Raw genomic sequence first — 19508 nt, 5'->3', positions numbered from 1 at the left:
ACCAGACCGCACCTAACCCTTAATCGGTGAATTCCGGCGCTTGCGCGGGTGGTGGAAATGCCGCCAGTGCGGATCCTGCGCCGCCGCCAGCAGCTCGTGGTCGCCACGGGTATCGCCCCAGGCGCGCAGGTGATAGGCGTTCAGATCGCCATACACTTTTTCCAGCCTTGCCACCTTTTGCGCACAGCGACAGTTGTTGCCCGTGATGCGCCCCGTCAGCTTGCCGTCTTTCACTTCCAGCTGCGTGCCAATCAGCTTAATACCGAGCTTGTCCGCCCATGGCTGGAGCACCAGCGCTGGGGACGCGGAACAGATGGTCACTTCCGCACCGGCATTCACCTCAGCCGCCACCGCCAGCACCCCTTCAGGGCGCATCAGCTTGTTCCAGTATTTTTCGCAAAAGGCTTCCGCCTGCTGGCGCAGCCAGTGTTCGTCCACGCCCGTCAGGAACGTTTTGATCAGCACTTCTTTCAGCTCATCACGCGTCAGCTTGCGGCGCACGCAGTGGAGCGTTGGCAGCGCCATGCGCACCAGGCGGCCCGCGAAGTAGCGTTTCCCAAAGGCAAAACGCAGAAAAGGGATAAAGCTATCGTGGTGCGTTAATGTCCCGTCAAAGTCAAAGACAGAGAGCACGTTGGATTTTGCCACCGTCTCGTCGGCAATCATATTGGTCATAAATACGTCTTAGCTGAAATACACATTCTGCGGATCAGTGTACCTGCTTTACCTGAACAGTCCTTACATCACCGCCATTTTTTTCTCGATCTTGCGATCTGAAAGTGAGTCCATTTTTGGTCCCGATAAAGGTTGGTGAAAAAATGAGCTGTCTATATTATCGCCATATCGCAAGATATTTCGGGGGAACATTAGCCCCCACCGGTAAGGAAAAATTCACGCTTAGTTCCAGTATAGATATGACGTTCAGATCGCTTATTTCAATTCTCACGTTAAGTTTTGCTTCGTTTTCTGCGCTGAGTTTTCAGCTGCCCGCATCGATGATCTCCGCCGATAGCACATTTGCGGAATCGCCGGTGAAATCGGCGCTTTTTCACCAGGAAACAGGCCCGCTGCGCTCGCGCATTCTCGATCAATACCAGAAGTGGAAGGGCACCCAGTACCAGTGGGGCGGCACCACGCACCACGGGGTAGATTGCTCCGCGCTGATGCAGCATCTGTTCAGCGATGCCGCACACCTTTATCTGCCGCGCACGACGAGCGAGCAGATCCATCGCGGCGTTCGGGTGGCGCAATACCGCCTGAAGGCGGGGGATTTGGTCTTCTTCCAGACGGGCCCGAACCGCAGGCACGTTGGCGTGTATATCGGCAACAGCCAGTTTATTCATGCCTCAAGCAGCCAGGGCGTAACGGTCTCAACCCTGACCGATGACTACTGGCAGGCACGCTACATTACCGCCCGTCGTGTCGCGGGCAGCGTCGCCTGACGACGTTAAATAATGTCATCCACCACGCCGCCATCGACGCGCAGTGCCGCGCCCGAGGTGGCGGAGGCCTGCGCTGAACAGACATAAATCACCATATTCGCGACTTCTTCAACGGTGGCGGCGCGCTGGATCACCGAGCTGGGGCGGTTGGCCATGACAAATTCTTTCGCCAGCTGCTCCAGCGATTTACCGGTTTTCTCGATCTCATCTTTCATCATTTCAGCGAAACCGTCCGACATCGTCGGGCCCGGCAGCACGCTGTTGACCGTCACGCCGCTTCCCGCCACGAACTTTGCCAGCCCGCGCGCCAGCGAGAGCTGTGCCGTTTTGGTCACCCCGTAGTGGATCATATCCGCCGGGATATTGCAGGCTGACTCGGAGGAGATAAACACCACACGGCCCCAGCCTTTCTTTACCATCCCAGGCAGCAGGGCGCGGGAGAGACGCACGCCGGACATCACGTTGGTCTGCCAGTAGCGCTCCCAGGTGTCATCGTCGGTGCCGTAGAAATCCTGCGGGCCGTAAATCCCGGCGTTGTTCACCAGAATATCGACGTCGCTCGCGACCTTCAGCAGCAACTCAACCCCTTCCGCGGTGCTGAGATCGGCAATGGCGGCACGCACCTGCACGCCAGGCACCACCTGCTGCAGCTGCTGAATACCCTTATTCACCGAGTCGGTACTGCGGCCATTAACAATCACTTCCGCGCCGCTTTCTGCCAGGCCTCTGGCAATGGCGAACCCGATGCCGCCGGTAGAGGCGGTGACCAGCGCCACTTTCCCCGCAAAGTCGATTTTCATCATCTGCTCCTTATCGTTTTAACGTTCGGACCTTAAAGCGTAGCAGGTGATGATGACGGCTCCTGGCTAAAAAGGCGCAGCAGGGTCTCTACCTGCTCATCCAGCGGGGCGAGGGTGCGCTTCACAATCAGATGCAGCGGCGTGGCGCGGCGGACGCCGTGGCTCAGCGGAAGCATTCTCAGTACGCCTTGCTCCAGCTGGGGCTGAATGCGTTCCTCTGGCAGCCAGCCGTAGCCGACCTGCGAGACAACGGCCTCTATGGCGGCATCAATGGTTGAGAACGTCCACGACTGGCTGGCGGCCCGCGCGGCGTTCTGGCTGTCCGCAATCTGGATAAGCGGCCACGGACGCAGCATCTCATCGCTTAGCGGCGCGTCGAGGCTAAAGAGGGGATGCTGGTGATGCGCCACGGCGACAAAGTCGATATTCATCAGCCATTCGCCGAGCCCGGTAATGTCATGGCGGCGGGTTAAGACCATCACATCGGCTTCGTTATTCATGACATCGGCGCGGGTGTTTTCCAGCACCTCCGTGAGACGGACCTGAGTTTGCGGATACTGCTGCTGAAACTGGCGCAGAATGGCGATCAGGCGGCGGCGCGGGAAAATCGAGTCCACGACCAGGTCCAGCCGCGTGCGCATCCCGTTACGGAGGGTCGCTGCGCGCGTCTCGACGTACGCGAACGCTTTCAGCAGCGGCTTAACCTGGTTGAGAAGCAGTTCCCCGGCGGGGGTCAATACGGCCCGACGCCCTTCAGGGACCAGCAGCGCTACACCCAGCCTTTCCTGCAGCAGCGACAGGTTATAGCTCACCGAGGACTGGCTACGGTGGGTTTCTTCTGCGGCTTTGGCGAAGCTGCCCGCTTCCACCACTTTTTCCAGTAAGGACCATTGTTCCAGCGTCGTCTTGTGCATGACTTATCTAAAAATTGGATGAATTTGATTAAAACATAGCGTTATTCATTCATTTTTTGAAGGCTTAAGATCGTCTCATCAAAACAAGGAGACATCATATGAACACATTCGACAAACATGACTTAAGCGGCTTCGTGGGCAAACATCTGGTGTATACCTATGATAACGGCTGGAATTACGAGTTTTACGTTAAAAACGAAAACACCATCGACTACCGTATTCACAGCGGGCTGGTGGCGAATCGCTGGGTTAAAGATCAGCAGGTTTACATTGTCCGGGTGGGCGAGAGCATTTATAAAATTTCATGGACTGAGCCAACCGGCACCGACGTCAGCCTGATTGCGAACCTGGGTGACAGGCTGTTCCATGGCACTATCTTCTTCCCGCGTTGGGTCATGAATAACCCGGAAAAAACCGTCTGCTTCCAGAACGATCACATTCCGCTGATGAATAGCTATCGTGATGCCGGCCCGGCCTATCCAACGGAAGTGATTGATGAATTCGCGACAATCACCTTTGTACGCGACTGTGGCCCTGACGATGACAGCATTATTGCGTGCCCGGCGAGCGAGTTACCTGAAAACTTTCCAGATAACTTAAAATAAGCGCGACAATTAACTAAACGGAAAAGTTCCCGGTTATTTCTATTTCGATGGAAATAATCGGGATTTTTTTTGTTTGTTGACGTCTGGTTTAAAATAACATTTAGAAAAGATTGAGGTAGATCACGAAATAAATAATTCATAATTAACTAAGTGATTGTTTGTTAATGGAATAATATTCATTCCGCAACATTTAGAATTCCCATCTTAATTTTTCCCTAAGAAATGAGCGCTACCTTGATATGAGTTTATGGTTCGTTGAAATAAACGAAAAGGTAATTGGTTAATATCAAGCGCGTGCCATTCTTATTGCAAGGAAATTAATGATGAGTGATTTTTTGCCTTTTTCCCGCCCGTCGATGGGTAATGAGGAATTAGCGGCGTTGCAGGAGGTATTAACCTCCGGCTGGATCACCACCGGACCTAAAAATCAGGAACTTGAAGCGGCATTCTGTCAGCTGACGGGGAACCAGCACGCGATTGCCGTCTGTTCGGCGACGGCGGGCATGCACGTCACGCTGATGGCACTGGATATTGGCCCGGGCGATGAGGTCATTACCCCCTCCCAGACCTGGGTCTCCACGCTGAATATGATCGTGTTGCTGGGTGCCACGCCGGTCATGATTGATGTGGACAAAGATACATTAATGGTGACGCCGGAAGCGGTTGACGCCGCCATTACCCCGCGCACCAAAGCGATTATTCCGGTGCATTACGCCGGTGCGCCGTGTGATATCGACGCCATTCACGCCGTCGGTGAGCGTCACGGTATTCCGGTGATTGAAGACGCGGCCCATGCCGCCGGAACGTACTACAAGAATCGTCACGTGGGCTGGAAAGGCACGGCGATTTTTTCCTTCCACGCCATCAAAAACATGACCTGCGCGGAAGGCGGTTTAGTCGTCACGGATAACGCTCAGCTTGCCGCGCGGATCCGCAGTTTGAAATTCCATGGCCTGGGCGTGGATGCCTATGACCGCCAGACGCACGGCCGCGCGCCGCAGGCGGAAGTGATCGCACCGGGGTATAAATACAACCTCGCGGATATCAACGCCGCGCTGGCGCTGGTGCAGCTGGGCAAGCTGAAAGAGGCCAATAAACGCCGCGAGGAAATCGCGCAACGCTACCTGCGCGAGCTTGCCGATACGCCGTTCCAGCCGCTCACCATTCCGTCATGGCCGCACGTTCACGCCTGGCACCTGTTTATTATTCGCGTTGATGAAGCGCGCTGTGGGATCTCACGCGACGGCCTGATGGCGGCGCTGAAGGAGCAAGGCATCGGTACCGGCCTCCATTTCCGCGCGGCACACACCCAAAAATACTATCGCGAGCGCTTTCCAGATGTATCGCTTCCGAATTCGGAATGGAACAGCGCGCGTATTTGTTCTCTCCCTCTTTTCCCGGATATGACTCATGACGACACAACCCGCGTCATTACCGCACTCCATCAGCTTGCAGGACATTGATATGTTCAGTGCACCGCCCGTACAAAAAGTTTCAGTGGTGATCCCGGTTTATAACGAGCAGGAGAGCCTGCCCGAACTGATCCGCCGCACCACGGCCGCCTGCGACACGCTGGGCAAAGCCTGGGAAATTCTGCTGGTGGATGACGGCAGCAGTGATGATTCCGCAATGATGCTGACCGAAGCCGCTCAGGCAGAGGGGAGCCATATCGTCGCGGTTTTGCTAAACCGCAATTACGGTCAGCACTCCGCCATTATGGCCGGGTTCAGCCACGTTACGGGCGATCTGGTCATCACCCTGGACGCGGACCTGCAAAACCCGCCGGAAGAGATTCCGCGCCTGGTAGCGAAAGCCGATGAAGGCTATGACGTGGTCGGCACGGTGCGCCAGAACCGTCAGGACAGCCTGTTCCGCAAGCTGGCCTCGCGCACCATCAACCGCCTGATCCAGCGCACTACCGGCAAAGCGATGGGCGATTACGGCTGCATGCTCCGCGCTTACCGCCGCCATATCGTCGACGCCATGCTGCACTGCCATGAGCGCAGTACCTTTATTCCGATCCTCGCCAATACCTTTGCCCGCAAGGCAACGGAAATTCCGGTCCTGCACGCCGAGCGCGAGCACGGGGAGTCGAAGTACAGCTTTATGCGTCTCATCAACCTGATGTACGACCTCATCACCTGTCTGACCACCACGCCGCTGCGTCTGCTGAGCGTGTTCGGCAGCGTCATCGCCCTGGCCGGTTTTACGCTGTCCGTTCTGCTGGTGGTGCTGCGGCTGGTCTTTGGCCCGCAGTGGGCGGCGGAAGGGGTCTTCATGCTCTTTGCCGTGCTGTTTATGTTCATCGGCGCCCAGTTCGTCGGAATGGGCCTGCTCGGTGAATACATTGGCCGTATCTATAACGATGTTCGCGCACGTCCGCGCTACTTTATTCAACGTGTTGTCCGTCAGGAACACAAAGCATCTCAAGAGGAAACCCACCCATGAAAGCCGTTGTATTTGCCTATCACGATATGGGGTGCGCGGGCACGCTGGCCCTGCTGGAAGCGGGCTATGACATTGCTGCAATCTTTACCCATCCGGACGCGGCCGGAGAGAATCACTTCTTCGGCTCCGTGGCGCGTATCGCCGCTGAACGCGGGATTCCGGTGTATGCCCCGGACGACGTTAACCACCCGCTGTGGGTGGATCGCATTCGCGCGCTCGCGCCTGACGTCATCTTCTCGTTCTACTATCGCAACCTGATCTGCGACGAAATCTTAGGCCTGGCCGCCAAAGGGGCGTTTAACCTTCACGGCTCTCTGCTGCCCGCCTACCGTGGCCGCGCGCCGCTGAACTGGGTGCTGGTCAACGGCGAAACGGAAACGGGCGTGACGCTACACCGTATGGTGCACCGCGCGGATGCCGGAGCCATCGTCGCCCAGCAGCGCGTGGCAATCGACGCGGATGAAACGGCGCTTGAGCTGCATCAGAAACTCTGCGCCGCGGCGCAAAGCCTGCTGCGTGACGCGCTGCCAGCGATCCTCAACGGCACCTTCAGCGAGACCGCGCAGGACGAAAGCAAAGCAAGCTGCTTTGGCCGCCGCACACCGGAAGATGGTCGCCTGGACTGGAACAAACCCGCCCGCCAGCTGCATAACCTGGTGCGCGCCGTGACCGACCCGTGGCCGGGCGCGTACAGCTTTGCGGGCGTAAGCAAATTTATCGTCTGGAAATCCCGCGTGCGTGACGACATCCCTGCCGCCAAACCGGGCACCGTTGTCTCCGTCTCCCCGCTGATTGTGAGCTGCGGCGAGCAGGCGCTGGAGATCGTCACCGGGCAGACCGACAACGGCCTGTACGTTCAGGGCACGCAGCTGGCGCAGTCTCTGGGTCTGGTGGCCGGGGCGCTGATCACCAGCGCGCCGGTAGTTGCCATTAAACGCCGTACCCGCGTGTTAATCCTCGGCGTGAACGGCTTTATCGGGAACCACCTGACCGAACGTCTGCTCAAAGACGATAACTACGAGATTTACGGTCTGGATATCGGCTCTGACGCCATCAGCCGTTTCCTCAACAACCCGCGCTTCCACTTCGTGGAAGGGGACATCAGCATCCACTCCGAGTGGATCGAATATCACATTAAAAAATGCGACGTGGTGCTGCCGCTGGTCGCCATTGCCACGCCAATCGAGTACACCCGTAACCCGCTGCGCGTGTTCGAGCTGGATTTCGAAGAGAACCTGAAGATCATCCGCGACTGCGTGAAATACGACAAACGCATCATCTTCCCGTCCACCTCTGAAGTGTACGGCATGTGTACCGACAAAAACTTCGATGAAGACACCTCCTGCCTCGTGGTGGGGCCGATCAACAAACAGCGCTGGATTTACTCCGTCTCCAAACAGCTGCTGGACCGCGTAATCTGGGCCTACGGTGAGAAAGAGGGGCTGCGTTTTACCCTGTTCCGTCCGTTTAACTGGATGGGCCCGCGTCTGGATAACCTGAACGCGGCGCGTATCGGCAGCTCCCGCGCGATCACCCAGCTGATCCTGAACCTGGTCGAGGGCTCGCCTATCAAGCTGATTGAAGGGGGGAGCCAGAAACGCTGCTTTACGGATATCAGCGACGGTATCGAAGCCCTGTTCCGCATCATCGAGAACAAAGATAACCGCTGCAACGGTGAGATCATCAACATCGGTAACCCGGAAAACGAGGCGAGCATTCGCGAGCTGGCAGAGATGCTGCTGGCCAGCTTTGAGCGCCACCCGCTGCGCGATCGCTTCCCGCCGTTTGCCGGTTTCCGCGAAGTGGAGAGCAGCAGCTACTATGGTAAGGGCTACCAGGACGTTGAGCATCGTAAGCCAAGCATCCGCAACGCGAAACGCTGCCTGAACTGGACGCCGACGGTGAAGATGGAGCAGACCATTGATGAAACGCTCGACTTCTTCCTGCGCACCGTGGAGCTGTCGGAACAGGCCTCATGAAAAAAGTTGGTTTACGCATTGATGTCGACACCTTCAGGGGAACACGTGACGGCGTACCCAAACTGCTTGAACTGCTGAGCAGGCACGGCGTGCGTGCCAGCATGTTCTTCAGCGTCGGGCCTGACAACATGGGACGCCATTTATGGCGTCTGGTTAAACCGGCATTTCTGTTCAAAATGCTGCGCTCGCGCGCGGCATCCCTCTACGGCTGGGATATTTTGCTGGCCGGCACCGCCTGGCCTGGCAGACGTATCGGCGCGGGTAATGAAGCCGTTATCCGCGAGGCGGCGCAGCATCACGAAGTCGGCCTGCATGCCTGGGATCACCATGCCTGGCAGGCGTGGGCGGGCGTCTGGGATATCCCGCGCCTGTCCCGTGAGGTCGAGCGTGGAATGCTGGAGCTGGAGGCCATCATCGGTCAGCCCGTGCGCTGCTCCGCCGTAGCGGGATGGCGTGCGGATCAGCGGGTGTTGAAAGCCAAAGAGCATTTCGCGTTTCGCTATAACAGCGACTGTCGCGGAACCGGGCCGTTTTTGCCGCTGTTAGGCGAAAATCGCTACGGTACGGTGCAGATCCCGGTCACGCTTCCCACCTGGGATGAAGTGGTGGGCCGCGAGGTGAAAGCGGAAGAATTCAATCGCTACATTCTGGATCGCATCCATCGTGACGCCGGTACGCCGGTCTATACCATTCATGCCGAAGTGGAAGGGATTGCGTACCAGCATGATTTCGATGCGCTGCTGACGATGGCCGCTCAGGAGGGCATTGCGTTCTGCCCGTTGAGCGAGCTGCTGCCGGACGACCTCAACACCCTGCCCGTGGGCAAAGTTGTCCGTAATGAACTGGCTGGCCGGGAAGGCTGGCTTGGCTATCAACAAACCGTGAGTCCGGTCTCATGAAAACAGCCCGTTATGGCGTAGCGCTTTTCGCACTGTTTATCGTTTACTACCTCATTCCGGTCGATATCCGCCTGCTGTGGCAGCCTGATGAAACGCGCTATGCGGAAATCAGCCGCGAAATGCTGGCGTCGGGTGACTGGATCGTCCCGCATTTTCTGGGGCTGCGTTACTTTGAAAAGCCGATTGCTGGCTACTGGATCAACAGTATTGGGCAACTGCTGTTCGGGCACTCGAACTTTGCCGTACGCGCCGGGTCGATCTTCTCCACGGGGCTCGCGGCGCTGCTGGTGATCTGGATGGCCTGGCGTCTCTGGCGGGATAAGCGTACTGCCATTTTCTCCGGCCTTATCTTCCTGACCCTGTTCCTGGTGTATGGCATCGGCACCTATGCGGTGCTGGACCCCATTATCACCCTGTGGCTGGTGGCGGCGATGTGCAGCTTCTGGCTGGCGTCACAGGCGCAAACCGTGGCCGGAAAAGCGGGGGGGTATGTGCTGCTGGGCCTGGCCTGCGGCATGGGTGTGATGACCAAAGGCTTCCTGGCGCTGGCGGTACCGGTGATTGGCGTGCTGCCGTGGGGCATCGCCCAAAAGCGCTGGAAAGAGGTGCTGATTTTTGGCTGGCTTGCGATCCTGAGCTGCGTGCTTATCGTGCTGCCCTGGGCGCTGGCCATTGCGCATCGCGAGCCTGATTTCTGGCGTTACTTCTTCTGGGTTGAGCATATTCAGCGTTTTGCCCAGAGCGACGCACAGCATAAAGCACCGTTCTGGTACTACCTGCCGTTCCTGCTCGCGGGCAGCCTGCCGTGGCTGGCGCTGCTACCCGGCGCGCTGCGTCTTGGCTGGAATGACCGACAAAACGCCGGCGGCGGGTTCTATCTGCTGGGATGGGTGGTGATGCCGCTGCTGTTTTTCAGCATCGCCAAAGGCAAGCTGCCGACCTATATCCTGCCGTGCTTTGCCCCGCTGGCGATCCTGATGGCGCGCTATGCCTGCCTCGCGGCGGAAAAAGGTGCCAGGGCGTTACGCATTAACGGCGGGATTAACCTGGCGTTTGGCGTTATCGGCGTGGTAGCGGCGCTGGTGGTCTCGCCGTGGGGGCTGGCTAAGCATCCGGTCTGGACGTCGGTCGAACTGTATAAAGTTTTCTGTGCGGTAGTCGCGTTTCTTATCTGGGGCGCGGTAGGCTGGTTTACGTTGCGGCAGAGCCAGCAGCGCTGGTGGCTGGCTGCGCTGTGTCCCGCTGGCCTGGCGTTGCTGATTGGTTTTGCCATTCCGAACCTGGTGGTGGATTCTAAACAGCCGCAGTCGCTGGTCGATACCGTGCGCGAGCCGCTTCAGGGCAGCCGCTTTGTGCTGGCGAATAACGTTGGCGTGGCCGCAGGCCTGGCGTGGGAGCTGAAGCGTAATGACATCACGCTGTTTGGTCAGAGCGGTGAGCTGCGCTACGGGCTGGATTATCCCGATGCGAAAGATCGTTTTGTCAGTGAAGATGATTTCGCGCAGTGGCTGGCAACGCATCGTAAGCAGGGAAGCGTGTCGCTGGTGATGCTGCTGTCTAAACGTGACGATATTGCACAGGCGAATTTACCGCAGCCGGACAATCTTTATATCCAGGGGCGTCTGGCCCTGCTGGAGTATCTGCCGAAGTGATGATCTGGACCTGGCTCATACTGGCAAGCCTGCTGAGCTGCGCGGGGCAGCTGTGCCAGAAACAGGCTACCCGTCCGGCGAAGGCCGGGCGGCGTGGGGCGCACATCACGCTGTGGCTTGGTCTGGCCATGCTGGCGCTGGGTGGCGGGATGCTGGTCTGGCTGGTGGTACTCCAGCGTCTGCCCGTCGGCGTGGCTTATCCTATGCTGAGCCTCAACTTTGTCTGGGTGACGCTGGCGGCGAAGGTCATCTGGCGCGAGCACGTTACTGTGCATCACTGGCTGGGAGTGGGGTTCATCATCATGGGGATTATCGTGCTGGGAGGAAGCCTGTGAAAGGCGCGTTCTGGGCGTTATGCAGCGTGCTGTTCGTCAGCGCCGCACAGCTCTTGCTGCGCGATGCCATGCGGGCTCTGCCGCCGGTCAGCGATCTTCTGACGTTTATCTCTGCGCTGTGGCATATCTCGCCCGGCACGGGCGCGTTGCTGCTGGGGTTGACGGGATACGTGGCCTCCATGGGCTGCTGGTATCTGGCGCTGCATCGCATGGCGCTCAGCAAAGCGTATGCCCTGCTGAGCCTCAGCTATATCCTGGTATGGGGCGCGGCAATCCTGGTGCCCGGCTGGGGGGAACGCTTCTCCTGGCATGGGCTGCTGGGCGTCGCGTTGATTATGCTGGGTGTACTGGTGATTTTCCTGCCCCGACGTGAATAATCGACTCGGTGGTCAGGGTGTAAGGGGTTGCAGTACATACGGCAAGGCTCAGAGAACCGAGCTGTAGCTGACTGACCGCGTGCGACTGGGCCGTGCTGTCGATGCTGACAATCTGCCAGGCGCTACCGCCACGCTGTTTCACAATCGCTTCTTTGCGCGTCCAGATACGCCAGAACGCTGAAAGCCGCTCCTCCGGCGCTTCACGCTCCAGCTCGTCATGCTCCGTCAGGCTGAAAACAGCATTGGCCAGCGCCTGCCAGTTCTGGCGGGGGCGAATCACTTCGATATCGCAGCCCACTTCGCCTTCATCGCTCATCAGCAGGGCGATATCGTCTCCGCTATGGCTCAGGTTGAACCACAGCGGCTCCCCCTTCGCAAAGGCCGGTTTCCCCTGCTCGCCGTAAATGATATCGGGGAGCGGGTGGGGAGATAACGTTCTGGCGAGCAGCGTCCGGCCAGCCAGCCAGGAGGCCTGTCGTGCACCCTGAGGTGCCTTATCTGCGAGCGTTGACGCCAGCGGGTCCGCGCAAAGGGTGGAAATTTTTCCCAGTACAAACTGGTACATAGTTACGCCCAGCGTTTAATGATAATCGAGGTATTGATGCCGCCAAACGCGAAGTTATTGCTCTGCAGATACTCGCAGTCAATCTGACGGGCTTCTCCCATAATATAATCCAAAGCACCGCATTGCTCATCCGGCTGCGTTAAATTGAGCGTCGGAGCAAACCAGCCTTCGCGCATCATCTGCAGGCTCATCCACGCTTCCAGCGCGCCGCAGGCTCCCAGCGTGTGGCCAAAATAACTCTTCAGCGAGGAAACCGGCACGTTGTCACCGTAAATGGCCGCAGTGGCCTGGCTTTCGGCGATATCGCCGCGATCGGTGGCGGTACCGTGTGCGGAAATATACCCCATATCCCGGGCGCTTAATCCCGCCATCGCCAGCGACTGCTCCATGCAAATCTGCATGGTGTCACGCTGCGGCTGGGTGATATGGGCCGCGTCACAGTTGGTGGCAAAGCCCACGATCTCACCGTAGATGGTGGCCCCGCGCGCTCTGGCGTGCTCCAGCTCTTCCAGAATCAGGGTGCCTGCGCCTTCCCCAATAACCAGACCATCGCGCTGCGTATCAAACGGCGACGGGGTGGCTTTGGGTTCGTCGTTGCGCTGGCTGGTGGCGAACAGCGTGTCAAACACCGCCGCTTCGGACGGACAAAGCTCCTCTGCGCCCCCCGCGACCATCACGGTCTGATACCCGTGGCGAATCGCCTCCCAGGCATAGCCAATCGCCTGGCTGCCGGAGGTACAGGCGCTCGACGTCGGGATCACGCGGCCACGCAACCCAAAGAACAGGCCGGTATTCACCGCGGTGGTGTGCGGCATCATCTGGACATAGGTTGTCCCGGTGATGTTATTGGTGTGCTTTTCGGTGAGCATGGTCGCGAATTCGCTGACCGGGCCGGTGCTGCCTGTCGAAGAACCGTAGGCGATGCCGGTTTGCCCGTTGGTGAGCACCGCTTCGCCAATCAGCCCTGCCTGCTCCAGCGCCAGCTCGGTGGCGCGGGTCGACATCAGCGACACGCGACCCATGGCGCGGATACGCTTGCGGGTATAGTGTTCCGGCAGCGTGAAATCATCGATCGGCGCGCCCAGCAGGGTATGCAGGCCATCATACACCTGCCATTCCGGCATTTTCCGCACCGCGTTTTCATACGCCAGCAGCCGGCTGGAAACGGATTGCCAGCTCTCGCCAAAGGCAGTCACGCCGCCCATGCCCGTAATCACCACGCGACGCGTCATAGCATTCCTCCGTTAATCGAGATGACCTGGCGGGTAACGTAGCCCGCGATATCCGACATCAAATAGCTTGCCAGCCCGGCGACCTCTTCGGCCTGGCCCATACGTTTCATTGGGATGATGGACATGGCTTCTTTGAGCGCGGCCTCTTCCATCTCAATCATGCCGGTATCAATCAGCCCTGGCGCAATGCAGTTCACGGTGATGTTGCGTTTTGCCAGCTCAATCGCCAGCGCTTTGGTGGCGCCGATAATGCCCGCTTTGGCCGCGCTGTAGTTCACCTGGCCGCGGTTGCCCATCACGCCGGAGACGGAGGATAGGGTAATAATGCGCCCGCCTTTACGGGTGCCAATCATCGGCATAATGCAGGGGTGGATGACGTTATAAAAACTGTCGAGATTGGTGTGGATCACGCTGTCCCAGTCGTCTTCACTCAGCGCCGGAAAAGCGCCATCGCGGGTCATTCCGGCGTTGCTGACCACGCCATACCATGCGCCATGGGTTTCGATTTCCTGCTCCAGCACTTCACGGCACTGCTCGCGGTTGCCTACGTCAAAGGAGAGTAAACGGCCGCAGCCGCCCGCCTGCGTAATGGCGTCCAGCGTCTCCTGCGCGCCTGCGGCATCGCGATGGTAATGTACGCCGACGGTGAACCCGTCAGCGGCAAGCTGGCGGGCGATGGCACGACCAATGCCTTTGCTGGCCCCTGTGACCAGTACGGAACGACTCATGCGTGGGATCCCTGATTAAAAAGCGATGTTAATTCTTCTGCACTCGGCTGGAAGGTATTGACCCGGCCCGTGGCCAGCGTCTCTTCACCTGCGCAAATCGTGCATTCAAAACTGCCGAAGCGTTCGTCCTGCATCAGCAGCCTGACGGTAATGTCCAGCGTTAAACCTGTGGTGAAACGCCCGCTGGCGCAGACCAGCTCGCGTGCGCCGAGCACCATGCCCAGCGCGATATGTTCCTGCCCCTGCTGCAGACGATGCCAGCCTGACCAGACGCCAACGGTCTGCGCCATCAGCTCGAGCGCGTACCAGCCCGGCAGGTCGCCATCGGCATTCAGAAACGGTGCCAGCACGCTCTGCCTGTTGACCGCAACGCGGCAGACCGCCGTGTCGTCCGTGACGCACTCAACGGACCCCAGCAGCATCATCGGCGCATCGTGCGGCAGATAGGCTTCGGGTGATAAGTAGCTCATGACGCTCTCCCCAGCAGAATGCTGGCGTTATTGCCGCCAAACGCGAACGAGTTAGACAAAATCACCGGTTTTTTCAGGACGGTGCGCTGGTGCAGCAGGCCGCACGGTGCCAGCGTCTCGTCCGGGGCGTAGCGGGCAAAATCCTGCGGCGGCAATGGCAGATCGCGCGTCAGGATAAGCCAGCTCAAAGCCGCTTCGGTGATGCCGGCAGCGCCCAGCGTGTGGCCGGTAAGATGCTTGGTTGAGCTGCACGGTACGCTTTCCCCGAAGAGATCGTGTACCACTTTCGATTCAATCTGATCGTTGAGCGGCGTGGCCGTACCGTGCAGGTTAATATAGCCGACGTCCTGAGGCTGCATACCCGCATCGTTCAGCGCCTGCGTGATGGCTCTCATCGCCCCTTCACCCTGCGGATGCGGTGCGGAAATATGGTACGCATCGCTGGATTCGCCCGTCCCGAGCAGCGCCACGTCGGCGGGCTCGCGGCTCAGCACCATCAGCGCCGCCGCTTCACCGATGGTGATCCCCCGGCGGTCGCGGCCAAACGGCTCGCAGAGCGTAGGGGAGAAGGACTCAAGGCTGTTGAAGCCGTTGACGGGCATGCGGCTCAGGGTGTCTGCTCCGCCGACAATGGCGATGTCCACCAGTCCGGCTTCGATCAGACGTTTGCCGCCGATCATCGCCCGCGCGCTGGAGGAACAGGCGGTGGAGATCGTATAGGCCGGGCCTTCAAGCTGCAGCCAGTTGGCGAGAAAGCGGGACGGATCGCCCAGCTCCTGCTGCGGATACTGCCAGCGCGTGCTGGTCTCGCCGTCGGTCATGCGGCGCACATGCTCATCGCCTTCGTCCAGCCCGGAGGTGCTGGTTCCCAGCACCACGGCCACGCGGTCGCGACCGACGCGGGCGATAGCCTCGTCAACGGCGGGCTGGAGCTGCGCCAGTGCGGCCAGCAGCAGTTGGTTGTTGCGGGTGCGGTGTGCGGACAAGGTGTCCGGGATAGTCGGCAGCTCGCCTTCCACGCCGCCCAGTACCGCTTCGGGTGAGCCCTGCAACCAGCCGGTCCGGGCGCGCATGCCCGGCGCCACGCCCGCTACCAGGTTGGCGGCAATCTCATCAGGCGAGTTGCCCAGCGCGTTGACCATGCCAACAGCGGATATATAAATCATCTCAGTCACCCAGATATTGAATGGTGATGTGGTATTTGAATACGTGTTGCTCGATGCTGATCGGCTCGCGCTTGCCTTTACGCTGGAGGTAAACAATCTCCGTCACCAGCTTGCCGCTGGCGTTGCGCAGCTCGCGTCGATCGCCATTGTCCGTTAACGTCCAGCCCTTCGGCAACTGCGGCTGCCAGGCGCTAATCGGCCAGTGGCTGAGCATCACGTCGGCCAGCACCTGGCTGGCTGGCGGCAGCTGCGGCACGACGATCGACTGCTCGGTATGTATACCGTTCTCGTCATACGTCGCCAGGAACAGACGGATCCCCACGGAAGAGAGGCCGGCCAGCGTCACCTTATGCGCATCCGCGTTGAGCATCACCAGCAGGGACTGCGTTTGTCCGTTAAAGCTGCCGGTCAGCAGCTGCTGGGAGCTTACCGCCGGGCTGATGCCGGGTGGCGGCAGAGTGACTTTGGTGCCCGGCTGGAGCCAGGCCTGAGGGCGCGTCTCTTTGGTATCGGTCGAATGGCTGCAGCCTGCCAGCAGCAGTGCCGCGGCCAGCGCGATGGCGCGATAAACAGCGTTCATTTACGTTTTCTCTCTTTCTTATCCGGCATCGCCAGCGGAGCCAGCAGGAAGGCGGTGAAAATCCCGCTCACCAGCACAATACCAAAGCTGCTGATGGCCTGGGTGGCGCTGAAGACGAGCATGCCCAGCGTCAGCAGGGTGGTCATCATCGCAAGCGTAATTGCCAGCATCGAGGTCAGCGGCGTACCGCGCGGGTTGCTGAAAAACAGCGTGTAGTTAATGCCAATGCCGAGCACCAGTACCAGCGCCAGCAGTGAGAACAGGTTCACCGGGTGACCCGTTGCGCCCAGCACCGCCAGCCCGCAGGTCAGCGACAGCACGGACGGCACCAGGCTTATTAGCCCTTTGCGCCAGCCGAGGCGCAGCATCGCCCCGCAGGCAATCACTGCCAGCGCCGCAAACAGTAGCCCCGTCAGCAGCGTGCGATAGAGGGCAAACAGGCTGTCAAAGCTGGCTTTGCGATCGACCCAGACGACGCCGTCATGGCGAGCGGCCAGTTCACTGAGGTGCGCGCTGTTTTTCGCGCCGTCCACCGGCACCAGCACGCCGCTTTCCCCGTTGGGCAGGGTCAGCCAGAGCAGACGCCAGCCTTCGCTGGCCGGACTGTTAAGCCACGCGTCCACGCTGACCGGCATGGCGTCGAGATTCGGGGATACGGCGTTGAGCCCGGCGCTTTTCAGCACGTTCAACACCGCAGGCGCGGCGTTCTGCAGCAGCGTAAGATCGCTTTTCTGGCGGGCCAGCGAGTTCAGCGGCAGGGTACGCCAGCGGGCAATCTCTCCCGCTTTTTGCGCCCCGGCCAGCGCCGGGGTAAAGGCTTCCAGCCGCTCCAGCGTCTGCTGAGGCGAGGCGCCATGCACCACAAACCATTTCTGATCGACGCTCTGTCCGGTCAGGGCGGTAATAGATTTCTCCTGCGCCAGAATATCCTTCGGCAGGGCCTGCAACTGGGCGATGTCGTCGTCCACCCTCAGGGTGCTCATTCCCACGGCGGAGAGCAGCGCCAGCGCGACGGGCAGACCAACGGACAGTTTTTTATTGCGTCGCCAGGCGGCCAGCCAGCGCAGCATCAGGGCCATAAAAGGAACCGGGCGCACCGGTAAACCCCGGCACAGCCACGGATGCCAGAAAATCACCGTCAGGCAGGAGGCGCTCAGCCCCACGGCGGCGAACACCGCCATCTGGCGGATCCCGGGGAAGGGGGCCAGCATCATAATCAGGTAGGCGGCGACGGTCGTCAGCAGCGCCAGCAGCAGCGCATTGCGTACTTTGGCCAGGCTTTGCCAGGGGGAGTATTCCGCGCCGTGGACCATCCGTTCGGTCAGGTAGTAGAGCGTATAGTCGGCTGAAATACCGATGATGCTCATGCTCATCACCAGCGTCATCAGGTGCAGTTCGCCAAAGAGCAGCAGCGTTACCACCGTGCCTGCCAGCGCGCCGATGGCAATCGAGAGCACGCTCAGCAGCAGCGGGCGCAGAGAGCGGAACACCGCCACGATGAGCAGGAACACCCCAAGCAGGGTGGCGATGCCCAGCGTTGAGACGTCGCGTTTCGCCTGCTGGCTGGCGTAATCGCTGTAGAACACCGTCCCGCGCGAAAGCAGCTGTGCCTGCGGGTAACGGGCTTTCAGCGTCTGTTGCAGCGCGTTAAGCGTCGTCACGAGCCGGTGGGTCTGCTGCATATCAAATGATGAGCCCGCCAGTTCGCCGTGCAGCAGATACCAGTAGTTTCCCGCCTCATCTTGCGTGACCAGCCAGCCGTCCATCAGCCGCAGCTTCTGGCCGTTTTGCGCCAGGGCGAGCTGCGAGCCGCGCATCAGCATCAGGGGATCGTTTTGCAGCTCTTTGCCGCTGACGCCGGAGAAGGCGGAGTAGAGCTGGGATAAAATCCACTGCGCCTGTGCTTCTCCGCCGTTTTGCAGACGGGCGCGGGTGGCCGGGTCAATCAGCCCGTTGCGATGCTGCCAGAAGAACTCTCCCCAGGCCTTTTGCCCGGCGGCGTCCATCGGGCCTTTGACCTCGCGGAGCGCGTCGCTGCTGTGCAGTAGTTCAAGCCATTGCTGCGCCACGCGCGGATCCGGCTCTTTGCCGGGGCTCACCAGCCAGACAAGCTGGCGGTCGAGGCGCTGCATAAACCCGTCGTTGAGCGCTGGCGGGATCGCCCCCAGCGTCTGCTTTGGCAGCATGGCCAGCACGCTGCTGTTCAGCCGCGCGCCGGGCAGCAGCGACAGCAGCACGCCCAGCATTATCAGGCATACCGTAGCCCACAGCAGCGCCGGGCGCAGGGATTTACGGTGCGGCAAAGCGTTGGCGTTCGTCATCGGTCAGGCTGGCGGGCGTCAGTTGGTGGTTTGAAAGGGCGATATCGGTACGGTCGCCCTGCTTGTCATTCAGGCGAATCGTCTCCAGATAGGTCGCGCCGCCCAGATCGAGGGTGGCGAAAATCTTGTCCAGCGGCGTCGTTTTTGGCGTAAGCACCAGCGACCAGCGGCCCGCGCCCAGGTCTTTAAAATCGATGCGGAAGTTCTCTTCCAGCACCTTGCGGTCGGCCTGGAACAGGGCCCGCAGAAGATGGTTGAACTGGAACATCTGCGGATTATTGTCGGCAGTGATGGTCTGCGGCGGCTGGCCGTTGATCGCCTGAACCATCCGCTTGTCGTCCAGCAGCAGCGTCATGGGGAACGGCGCTTTTTGATCCCACAGCAGGCCGCTGTCGCGGGCGATCAGCATCTCGCCCTGCGAATGCAGCGGCTGTGGCATATCTTTTATCGTGCGGACCTGCTCGAAGTGCGCGCGCACCACGGGCTGCCCGGTAAAGCGCTGCTGCAGTTCATCCAGCGTCACGGCGCTGACCAGTGGGCTGACGATCAGCGCCAGCAAAGGCAACCATTTCATGGCGTGACTCCCATTCGTTCAAACAGTATTGCCGGGCTGACAAAGCACATTTCGCGGGTGGCTTCTTCTACCGCCACCTGGATGGTGTAACCGGTGGTGGTGCGTTTGCCGGTCTGCGCATCGAAAATCTGATAGGCAATGCGCAGGCGGTTTTCATACTCTTCAATGTGCGCGCGGACGCGAATACGCTGCTCAAAGGTCACCGCATCGCGGTATTTCACCCGTGTATCGACGACGGGCCAGACGTAGCCGGAGGCCTTCATCTGGCGATAGCCATAGTCAAACTGATTAAGCAGCGCCTCACGGGCGATCTCAAAGTAGCGGAAATAGTTGCCGTGCCAGACCACGCCCATCATATCGACGTCGTGGAACGGCACGGTGATCTCAACTTCAGTCGTAAAGCGGGGATCGGTCAGCACCC

At 59.6% G+C, this 19508-nt stretch carries 21 protein-coding genes; 9 read left to right on the top strand and 12 right to left on the bottom strand.

What is annotated here, in order from left to right:
• Positions 1 to 12: 12 nt before the first annotated feature.
• Positions 13 to 675, bottom strand: a complete 663-nt coding sequence (locus ACWKXT_RS19225) for an HAD family hydrolase (RefSeq protein WP_454529575.1) — start codon at positions 673 to 675, stop codon at positions 13 to 15.
• Positions 676 to 914: 239 nt separating this feature from the next.
• Here ACWKXT_RS19225 and ACWKXT_RS19220 point away from each other — a divergent pair, with 239 nt between their 5' ends.
• A complete protein-coding gene (locus ACWKXT_RS19220; protein ID WP_454533133.1) occupies positions 915 to 1442 on the top strand; it encodes an NlpC/P60 family protein in 528 nt (175 codons plus the stop codon).
• A 5-nt stretch (positions 1443 to 1447) separates the two neighbouring features.
• Here the strand turns inward: ACWKXT_RS19220 and ACWKXT_RS19215 are convergent, their stop codons facing one another.
• Both ACWKXT_RS19215 and ACWKXT_RS19210 read right to left on the bottom strand, forming a co-directional pair.
• Positions 1448 to 2242 (bottom strand): SDR family NAD(P)-dependent oxidoreductase, encoded by a 795-nt coding sequence (locus ACWKXT_RS19215; RefSeq protein ID WP_454533136.1) that lies wholly within the window; start codon positions 2240 to 2242, stop codon positions 1448 to 1450.
• Positions 2243 to 2274: 32 nt separating this feature from the next.
• Positions 2275 to 3156: a LysR family transcriptional regulator gene (locus ACWKXT_RS19210; RefSeq protein WP_454533132.1), complete on the bottom strand. Its 882-nt coding sequence runs from the start codon at positions 3154 to 3156 to the stop codon at positions 2275 to 2277.
• Positions 3157 to 3254: 98 nt separating this feature from the next.
• On the opposite strand from ACWKXT_RS19210, the gene ACWKXT_RS19205 reads away from it, so the two are divergent.
• The 8 genes from ACWKXT_RS19205 (at position 3255) to arnF (ending at position 11451) form a co-directional block, all read left to right on the top strand.
• Positions 3255 to 3761 (top strand): phenolic acid decarboxylase, encoded by a 507-nt coding sequence (locus ACWKXT_RS19205; protein WP_080329088.1) that lies wholly within the window; start codon positions 3255 to 3257, stop codon positions 3759 to 3761.
• A 323-nt stretch (positions 3762 to 4084) separates the two neighbouring features.
• On the top strand, positions 4085 to 5224 hold the full coding sequence (gene arnB / locus ACWKXT_RS19200; RefSeq protein ID WP_454533131.1) for a UDP-4-amino-4-deoxy-L-arabinose aminotransferase: 1140 nt from the start codon (positions 4085 to 4087) through the stop codon (positions 5222 to 5224).
• 1 nt (position 5225) lies between these two features.
• Positions 5226 to 6209, top strand: coding sequence for an undecaprenyl-phosphate 4-deoxy-4-formamido-L-arabinose transferase (gene arnC / locus ACWKXT_RS19195; protein WP_454529577.1), 984 nt, complete (start codon positions 5226 to 5228; stop codon positions 6207 to 6209).
• Positions 6206 to 8188: a bifunctional UDP-4-amino-4-deoxy-L-arabinose formyltransferase/UDP-glucuronic acid oxidase ArnA gene (gene arnA / locus ACWKXT_RS19190; RefSeq protein ID WP_454529571.1), complete on the top strand. Its 1983-nt coding sequence runs from the start codon at positions 6206 to 6208 to the stop codon at positions 8186 to 8188. Before arnC ends, arnA begins: the two co-directional genes overlap by 4 nt.
• Entirely contained in the window at positions 8185 to 9087 is a 903-nt protein-coding gene (gene arnD / locus ACWKXT_RS19185; RefSeq protein WP_454533130.1) for a 4-deoxy-4-formamido-L-arabinose-phosphoundecaprenol deformylase, read from the top strand. The genes arnA and arnD overlap by 4 nt, the downstream gene beginning before the upstream one ends.
• The gene (gene arnT, locus ACWKXT_RS19180) at positions 9084 to 10739 is read left to right on the top strand and encodes a lipid IV(A) 4-amino-4-deoxy-L-arabinosyltransferase (protein WP_454533129.1); all 1656 of its coding nucleotides are present in this window, start codon (positions 9084 to 9086) and stop codon (positions 10737 to 10739) included. Before arnD ends, arnT begins: the two co-directional genes overlap by 4 nt.
• Positions 10739 to 11074: a 4-amino-4-deoxy-L-arabinose-phosphoundecaprenol flippase subunit ArnE gene (arnE, locus tag ACWKXT_RS19175; protein ID WP_454533135.1), complete on the top strand. Its 336-nt coding sequence runs from the start codon at positions 10739 to 10741 to the stop codon at positions 11072 to 11074. The genes arnT and arnE overlap by 1 nt, the downstream gene beginning before the upstream one ends.
• Positions 11071 to 11451: a 4-amino-4-deoxy-L-arabinose-phosphoundecaprenol flippase subunit ArnF gene (arnF, locus tag ACWKXT_RS19170; RefSeq protein WP_454529568.1), complete on the top strand. Its 381-nt coding sequence runs from the start codon at positions 11071 to 11073 to the stop codon at positions 11449 to 11451. Before arnE ends, arnF begins: the two co-directional genes overlap by 4 nt.
• Here the strand turns inward: arnF and acpT are convergent.
• From acpT to ACWKXT_RS19125, 9 genes are read right to left on the bottom strand one after another with little or no spacing between them, the layout of a single operon-like run.
• Positions 11408 to 12016, bottom strand: a complete 609-nt coding sequence (gene acpT / locus ACWKXT_RS19165) for a 4'-phosphopantetheinyl transferase AcpT (protein WP_454533128.1) — start codon at positions 12014 to 12016, stop codon at positions 11408 to 11410. The two genes, arnF and acpT, sit on opposite strands and share 44 nt — an antisense overlap.
• A 2-nt stretch (positions 12017 to 12018) precedes the next feature.
• Positions 12019 to 13248 (bottom strand): beta-ketoacyl-ACP synthase, encoded by a 1230-nt coding sequence (locus tag ACWKXT_RS19160; protein ID WP_454533127.1) that lies wholly within the window; start codon positions 13246 to 13248, stop codon positions 12019 to 12021.
• Positions 13245 to 13976 carry a 3-ketoacyl-ACP reductase FabG2 gene (locus ACWKXT_RS19155; RefSeq protein WP_454533126.1) on the bottom strand — a complete coding sequence of 244 codons (732 nt, stop codon included), beginning with the start codon at positions 13974 to 13976 and terminating at the stop codon, positions 13245 to 13247. The genes ACWKXT_RS19160 and ACWKXT_RS19155 overlap by 4 nt, the downstream gene beginning before the upstream one ends.
• On the bottom strand, positions 13973 to 14446 hold the full coding sequence (locus tag ACWKXT_RS19150; RefSeq protein ID WP_454529564.1) for an ApeP family dehydratase: 474 nt from the start codon (positions 14444 to 14446) through the stop codon (positions 13973 to 13975). The genes ACWKXT_RS19155 and ACWKXT_RS19150 overlap by 4 nt, the downstream gene beginning before the upstream one ends.
• The gene (locus ACWKXT_RS19145) at positions 14443 to 15612 is read right to left on the bottom strand and encodes a beta-ketoacyl-[acyl-carrier-protein] synthase family protein (RefSeq protein WP_454533125.1); all 1170 of its coding nucleotides are present in this window, start codon (positions 15610 to 15612) and stop codon (positions 14443 to 14445) included. Before ACWKXT_RS19145 ends, ACWKXT_RS19150 begins: the two co-directional genes overlap by 4 nt.
• Position 15613: 1 nt before the next feature.
• Complete coding sequence (locus ACWKXT_RS19140) at positions 15614 to 16192, bottom strand: DUF3261 domain-containing protein (RefSeq protein WP_454529562.1); 579 nt, start codon at positions 16190 to 16192, stop codon at positions 15614 to 15616.
• The gene (locus ACWKXT_RS19135; protein WP_454529561.1) at positions 16189 to 18513 is read right to left on the bottom strand and encodes an MMPL family transporter; all 2325 of its coding nucleotides are present in this window, start codon (positions 18511 to 18513) and stop codon (positions 16189 to 16191) included. The genes ACWKXT_RS19140 and ACWKXT_RS19135 overlap by 4 nt, the downstream gene beginning before the upstream one ends.
• Positions 18482 to 19087 (bottom strand): LolA family protein, encoded by a 606-nt coding sequence (locus tag ACWKXT_RS19130; protein ID WP_454529560.1) that lies wholly within the window; start codon positions 19085 to 19087, stop codon positions 18482 to 18484. The genes ACWKXT_RS19135 and ACWKXT_RS19130 overlap by 32 nt, the downstream gene beginning before the upstream one ends.
• Complete coding sequence (locus tag ACWKXT_RS19125; RefSeq protein ID WP_008503087.1) at positions 19084 to 19506, bottom strand: acyl-CoA thioesterase; 423 nt, start codon at positions 19504 to 19506, stop codon at positions 19084 to 19086. Before ACWKXT_RS19125 ends, ACWKXT_RS19130 begins: the two co-directional genes overlap by 4 nt.
• Between the last annotated feature and the right edge of the window lie 2 nt (positions 19507 to 19508).

Source organism: Enterobacter sp. UPMP701, from assembly GCF_053709515.1.
The sequence above is the reverse complement of the archived record's forward strand: the minus strand, read 5'-3'. Positions and strand labels throughout refer to the sequence as shown.

What these genes read in the sequence shown, in the direction of transcription:
- ACWKXT_RS19225 (WP_454529575.1), bottom strand. Translation starts at nt 675, where the DNA reads ATGACCAATATGATTGCCGACGAGACGGTGGCAAAATCCAACGTGCTC.
- ACWKXT_RS19220 (WP_454533133.1), top strand. Translation starts at nt 915, where the DNA reads ATGACGTTCAGATCGCTTATTTCAATTCTCACGTTAAGTTTTGCTTCG.
- ACWKXT_RS19215 (WP_454533136.1), bottom strand. Translation starts at nt 2,242, where the DNA reads ATGAAAATCGACTTTGCGGGGAAAGTGGCGCTGGTCACCGCCTCTACC.
- ACWKXT_RS19210 (WP_454533132.1), bottom strand. Translation starts at nt 3,156, where the DNA reads ATGCACAAGACGACGCTGGAACAATGGTCCTTACTGGAAAAAGTGGTG.
- ACWKXT_RS19205 (WP_080329088.1), top strand. Translation starts at nt 3,255, where the DNA reads ATGAACACATTCGACAAACATGACTTAAGCGGCTTCGTGGGCAAACAT.
- arnB (WP_454533131.1), top strand. Translation starts at nt 4,085, where the DNA reads ATGAGTGATTTTTTGCCTTTTTCCCGCCCGTCGATGGGTAATGAGGAA.
- arnC (WP_454529577.1), top strand. Translation starts at nt 5,226, where the DNA reads ATGTTCAGTGCACCGCCCGTACAAAAAGTTTCAGTGGTGATCCCGGTT.
- arnA (WP_454529571.1), top strand. Translation starts at nt 6,206, where the DNA reads ATGAAAGCCGTTGTATTTGCCTATCACGATATGGGGTGCGCGGGCACG.
- arnD (WP_454533130.1), top strand. Translation starts at nt 8,185, where the DNA reads ATGAAAAAAGTTGGTTTACGCATTGATGTCGACACCTTCAGGGGAACA.
- arnT (WP_454533129.1), top strand. Translation starts at nt 9,084, where the DNA reads ATGAAAACAGCCCGTTATGGCGTAGCGCTTTTCGCACTGTTTATCGTT.
- arnE (WP_454533135.1), top strand. Translation starts at nt 10,739, where the DNA reads ATGATCTGGACCTGGCTCATACTGGCAAGCCTGCTGAGCTGCGCGGGG.
- acpT (WP_454533128.1), bottom strand. Translation starts at nt 12,016, where the DNA reads ATGTACCAGTTTGTACTGGGAAAAATTTCCACCCTTTGCGCGGACCCG.
- ACWKXT_RS19160 (WP_454533127.1), bottom strand. Translation starts at nt 13,248, where the DNA reads ATGACGCGTCGCGTGGTGATTACGGGCATGGGCGGCGTGACTGCCTTT.
- ACWKXT_RS19155 (WP_454533126.1), bottom strand. Translation starts at nt 13,976, where the DNA reads ATGAGTCGTTCCGTACTGGTCACAGGGGCCAGCAAAGGCATTGGTCGT.
- ACWKXT_RS19150 (WP_454529564.1), bottom strand. Translation starts at nt 14,446, where the DNA reads ATGAGCTACTTATCACCCGAAGCCTATCTGCCGCACGATGCGCCGATG.
- ACWKXT_RS19145 (WP_454533125.1), bottom strand. Translation starts at nt 15,612, where the DNA reads ATGATTTATATATCCGCTGTTGGCATGGTCAACGCGCTGGGCAACTCG.
- ACWKXT_RS19140 (WP_454529562.1), bottom strand. Translation starts at nt 16,192, where the DNA reads ATGAACGCTGTTTATCGCGCCATCGCGCTGGCCGCGGCACTGCTGCTG.
- ACWKXT_RS19135 (WP_454529561.1), bottom strand. Translation starts at nt 18,513, where the DNA reads ATGACGAACGCCAACGCTTTGCCGCACCGTAAATCCCTGCGCCCGGCG.
- ACWKXT_RS19130 (WP_454529560.1), bottom strand. Translation starts at nt 19,087, where the DNA reads ATGAAATGGTTGCCTTTGCTGGCGCTGATCGTCAGCCCACTGGTCAGC.